This window comes from Gracilimonas tropica DSM 19535, from assembly GCF_000375425.1.
GTDB lineage: Bacteria > Bacteroidota > Rhodothermia > Balneolales > Balneolaceae > Gracilimonas > Gracilimonas tropica.
In genome coordinates, this window is the sequence record NZ_AQXG01000029.1 from 1 (window position 1) to 4,884 (window position 4,884).

General features: G+C 42.2%; 7 protein-coding genes. 1 reads left to right on the forward strand and 6 read right to left on the reverse strand.

Features of this window, described 5'->3' with window-relative positions; translation table 11 throughout:
• A partial coding sequence (locus tag B151_RS19140; RefSeq protein WP_040517249.1) for an MFS transporter occupies nt 1-262 on the reverse strand: 262 nt, incomplete at its 3' end.
• Between the two features lie 254 nt (nt 263-516).
• Here B151_RS19140 and B151_RS0117235 point away from each other — a divergent pair.
• Nucleotides 517-1,101, forward strand: coding sequence for a helix-turn-helix domain-containing protein (locus B151_RS0117235; protein WP_020404884.1), 585 nt, complete (start codon nt 517-519; stop codon nt 1,099-1,101).
• Nucleotides 1,102-1,357: 256 nt separating this feature from the next.
• Here B151_RS0117235 and B151_RS20200 read toward each other — a convergent pair whose 3' ends face one another.
• The 5 genes from B151_RS20200 to B151_RS0117265 form a co-directional block, all read right to left on the reverse strand.
• Nucleotides 1,358-1,681, reverse strand: coding sequence for a thioredoxin domain-containing protein (locus B151_RS20200; RefSeq protein WP_020404886.1), 324 nt, complete (start codon nt 1,679-1,681; stop codon nt 1,358-1,360).
• A 32-nt stretch (nt 1,682-1,713) separates the two neighbouring features.
• The gene (locus B151_RS0117250; RefSeq protein WP_020404887.1) at nt 1,714-2,385 is read right to left on the reverse strand and encodes a methyltransferase family protein; all 672 of its coding nucleotides are present in this window, start codon (nt 2,383-2,385) and stop codon (nt 1,714-1,716) included.
• A gap of 37 nt (nt 2,386-2,422) precedes the next feature.
• The gene (locus B151_RS0117255; RefSeq protein ID WP_020404888.1) at nt 2,423-3,451 is read right to left on the reverse strand and encodes a type II glyceraldehyde-3-phosphate dehydrogenase; all 1,029 of its coding nucleotides are present in this window, start codon (nt 3,449-3,451) and stop codon (nt 2,423-2,425) included.
• Between the two features lie 17 nt (nt 3,452-3,468).
• Entirely contained in the window at nt 3,469-3,684 is a 216-nt protein-coding gene (locus B151_RS0117260) for an SHOCT domain-containing protein (RefSeq protein ID WP_020404889.1), read from the reverse strand.
• A 146-nt stretch (nt 3,685-3,830) separates the two neighbouring features.
• Nucleotides 3,831-4,884: site-2 protease family protein (locus B151_RS0117265; protein ID WP_020404890.1), on the reverse strand; the 1,054-nt coding region annotated here is incomplete at its 5' end.

Consider the following 4,884-nt stretch of genomic DNA (forward strand, 5'->3'; position numbering starts at 1 on the left):
CATAACCGCCCATGCCTGCTGCAAGTACCGGAGATCGGCCTATTCGGTCTGACAAGCTCCCCCAATACGGAGCTGAAAGAAATTGCATCAATGGAAAGATACCGGTCATCAATCCTACATGAATAGCCGAGGAAAAGCCAAGCAGTTCGTTTGAATCTGCTGCTTTTTCTACTAAAAAAGGGAGAATGGGCAATGTTAGTCCGTAGCCGATCATCACTAGGAACAGACAGAACAACAGGATACCGATCTCTTTTTTCTTCATCCAGCCGGAGTTTATTTTACTATAGATATTTCCGGCAAATATATAACCGTCATCCTTAAGAGAAGCTTAAAAGGGCTAAAGTAGTATCAACAATAAGCAAAAATTTTTTATGGTTTGTTTTATATTCCCTGTTTTAAAAAGAGTTACCTGACGATAAAAATATGCAGATGATTTAAGGTTTATTTAAGGCTTATTTGTCTATTTTTTAGTGGTTGTGCTAATGTGTATTCACCTAAAAAATATGGAGAATATTTATGAATAACGGCAAATATGTAATATTTATAAAAAATATGGTCTGCCCACAGTGCATACTTGTAGTGAGGCAATCGCTGTTACAATTGGGGTGCACCGTGCAGGCTGTTGAATTAGGACACGCTGTAATTAATAAGCCACAAGATGCTATACTTCAACAAATCACAGAACGACTGAAAGAAGTTGGTTTTGATCTGCTAATCTCTGAAGAAGCTCGGACGGTTGAAAAAGTAAAGATATTACTCATTCGGTTACTATACTTTAATACAACCATAAAATGGGTTGATTCTTATTCTGAATATCTGGAGTTATTTATGCAGGTTGAATACGAAAAACTGGACAAACAATTTTTATCTGAATGTGAGTGCTCAATTCATGAATATTTCAACACCCTTCGGTTTGAACGGGCTAAAGAATTGATTTCTTACAAAACCCTATCAGTTCGATGCATTGTTGAAGAGTTGGGATATGGTAGTTATGAAGAATTATCTCTTGATTTTGAACAACGATTAAAAATGGACATTAAAAGTTACAGCGATTTAGATTACAACTATAGGGTGTCACTAGATAAAATTATTTATGGTTAATAAGAATTATTCTACTTCGATTTTTTAACTGTTTGCCATAGCTCTATTAAATTTTAAGGTTTGAGATAATAAGAACTTTGTTGGATCATTTTGAAATCGTGAAATATGCAACTTTTTCAATGGTTGTGATAAAATCAAAGATTTGATTTCTGATCTTTATAGAGCCAAGCAGGTTTTTAAACATTAATTACGTAAGTAAAGGGATGCGTTACTTAATACTAGATTGTTATTTGTAAATTTGTGAAGCATAACAACCTTAAACCTTTTGGTTTGGCGACGAGCCATAGAGTAATTTATCAATACTATTCTCCCATTTACTCTGTTTAAGCAATTTAGTGATAGTTACATAAGCCGGTTTTTTAAAATAGGTACCATTAATTTCCAGTATTGGTAGGGGTAATGGTGAACCTATTTTTGATGATAACTTTTCGAACATTGGTTTATCAAATCTTAAGTCAACATATTTGAATGAGATATTCTTTTCCATGAGGGCATTTGCTATTTTGCGAAGATGGTTGCACCAACCCTCACAATATATTATAAGTGTCGGGCTCTTTTTTGTTTGTCTTTTCTTTAGCATTACATTCGCTTTTGTTGGTATGAAAATTTTATTTAAGGAAGTTTATTTTGATCAGTAGTTGTCCCTTGAATAAACTGCTTCCATTTACCTTTTATCGGAAGAAAGGCCGGAACCTTTCGCTTATATTCAAGATATTCCTCTCCGAATTCTTCGATCACTTTCTTTTCTTCCCGTTTGGCAAGCAGGACATAAGCGATAACAATAACCGGAAACAGGCCTACCGAGAATATGGTTGGCCAATGAATAACTCCTTCGCCAAATAGTCCTATAAACAATCCCGTGTATTGCGGATGCCGAACCAAACCGTACAATCCATCCTTGGCCAGCCGGCCCTCCTCCTTGGCACGATACAGCTGACGCCAGCCCTGGATAAAAATGCCGAATCCAATAAATAGCAGGGCATAGCCCACAATCATTGAGATCATCATCCCGGTTTCGCCAACCCCCACCAAGGTGGACCATAGATTAGCGTTTAGGCCGCTACTACCACTATCCAATCCCAAAAACCGGACCATCAGATAAATGGTAAGTGGAAATCCGTACATTTCTGCATACAGGGCAATGATAAAGCCCTGAATCAGCCCGGCACCCACCCATTCTCGCCAGGTTTTTGGAGCCATATATTTGTACAAAAGCCAGGAAGCAAAAACGATCACAAAAAGTGCGATGATCCAGGCACCGGAGTGTTCAATTCCTCTTTCCATTTTGCAATTTCTCTATTTTAATAGTTGTGTGCATTCGTTAAATAAACCGTTGGGTAATACCCAGCGACTGGTTTGTTTTGTCGATGGATTTTTGTGGATCTGTTTCCATTTCTGTAAGCGCACGGATGGCATCGATTGTTTCAGGTATTACAATAGCCTGATTGTCAACCAGATAGGCGTAGTATAACTCATCACCCTCCACTTTGAGCATATCCTCCCAGATCGCCACTTCGTACATATCGCCGTGGGAACGTCCAAGGTCAAGCATCAGTTCCTTAACAGCATTATTGGCCGAAAGATCGTCACTCATATTAATAAAAGCAGTTCGGGTGGAGGTGGCGAAGGCGTTCAGCACTTCCTTCTTAGAGGTCTGTTTCGTCAATTGAACCGTCCAATAGTGTAGGTGGCTCAGGGTCTCCGGTACTTTTACCGCTGCAGTTAACACATCGAGCTCCGGATCTACACTCTGAGCATCAGGTCCCTGGTGACTGGGGATCTCCGGCTCGGGCACTAACGTATTCATGATGCCGTTTTTGTGGCTTTCCCACGGGTCGGTGGCCCGGCGCAGCAGGGTGCCACGTGCTTTTTTGAGCAGTCCCGTTCGTTTTAATGCACTCAGCGTTCGAACAATCGAAGTGGTGTTACAGGAAACCACCCGGGTGGCATCTCGTCCCAGTGCCGAGGCGTAATTATTTTCTGCGCTGAAAGAATGGCTGGCAGTCTCGTGTTTTTCCCCACCCTGCACTATAAATTTCACTCCTGCCCGTCTGTATTTTTCCGCATTTTGGGCACCGAATTTTTTGGGAGCACAATCTACCACTACATCGGCAGCGTCCAGCAGGTCATCAAGATCTCCTGACACCTCAATTTTCTGGTTACCCATCGCCTTGCGTCCTTCTTCCGTATTGGCAAATATGTCATATTTTTTTGCTGCTGCCTTTATTCTCCAGTCAGCGGCCACATCACCGATGCCCACAAGTTCCATATCATCCTGCAGGGCTACCGCTTCGGCCACCCGCTTTCCAATGACTCCGTATCCGTTTACTGCTACTTTAGTTTTTTTCATTATTGAATTCCGTTATGTTATTTGCTCTGTTCTAACACCTGTTTGCGTTCTTCAAATTCTTCCCTTTCAATCTCGCCCCGGGCGAATCGTTTTTTTAGAATATCAAGCGGATCTTCTTCTGGCTCTATTCGGGATCGGTAGGGAATAATATCGAATACCACCAGCAAGATAATGGCAGTGATAATAAGCCACCAGATCCAGTGCATGCCTATAAAATGATGATCGAATAACATGATTTCGTCCTTTGGTTGAGTATATATGTTTGAAACGATGCCATAATGGACCAGTTAAGATTCTACATCCATAATACAACAAGAGGGCTTAAAACAACCTTAAATCAGACGGACGAATTTAATGGTTTTCATTATGGGCAGCTAATTCAGTCTGGATCCGGTAGTTGTTCCAGCTCTTTTCTAGAGATTACACCTACCAAACGGTTGTTATCAACCACCGGAAACATATATTGATTTGATCGATGAAATTCTTCTAACAACTGGTCAATAGTTGTATTCAGGGGTACAGTTTTTACCTGGTCGTTGATCAGGTTGATAACCGGATTTTCGAAATGCCCTTTTTGGAGTTCATTGATAATAAATTTGTACGATACGACACCGACATAACGGTCTCCGTCCGTAATGGCCAGTTCGGGTTCACGGCTTTCCATGAACGCGGATGCAGCCGTTGAGACCGAAGCGGTATAGGAAAGCACGGGGTAATCCACCCTCATCAGATCTCCCAGAGTTATTTCCCGTAGAGTCTCCTGCCTGGTCACGTGGGTAGCCTCCGCCCCGGCACCCAGGAACACGAAAATACCGATGAACAATAAAAAGGGATTGTAAAAGAGACCAAAAAACACAAATCCTATGGCCAGCAACTGCCCAACTGCTGCAGCCACCTGGGTGGCCTTACTTCTTTTCATTTTAAAGGCAAGCAGTGCCCGAAGTACACGACCGCCATCCATGGGAAAGGCAGGTATCAGATTAAACACGACCAGTATGATATTGATCACCAGTAAATCCGCCAGAAAATTACCGCCGGTTATATGATGCCCAAGCTCCATATCTGTTTGTCCAAGAAACAGCATAAGAAGATATAATCCCGCAGCAATAGCCACATTAACAGCCGGGCCTGCTATGGCCACAGCCAATTCCTGTTTTGGATCTTCGGGCATGCGTTCCAGCCGAGCCACACCACCGATGGGTAAAAGATTGATATCCCGTGTTTCGATTCCATAACGGCGGGCGGTAAGCGCGTGGCCAAACTCATGGAATGTTACGCAGGCAAACAGAGCTGCGAGAAAGATCAGGCCCAGAGTGATTTCATAAAGCCCGTGGCCCTGCTGCAGATGCATCCACGAGAGCCAGATTACCAGCAGAATAAAGGTCCAGTGAACAAAAACCTTAATTCCTGCGGGTTTTCCGATGTAAAGTGAC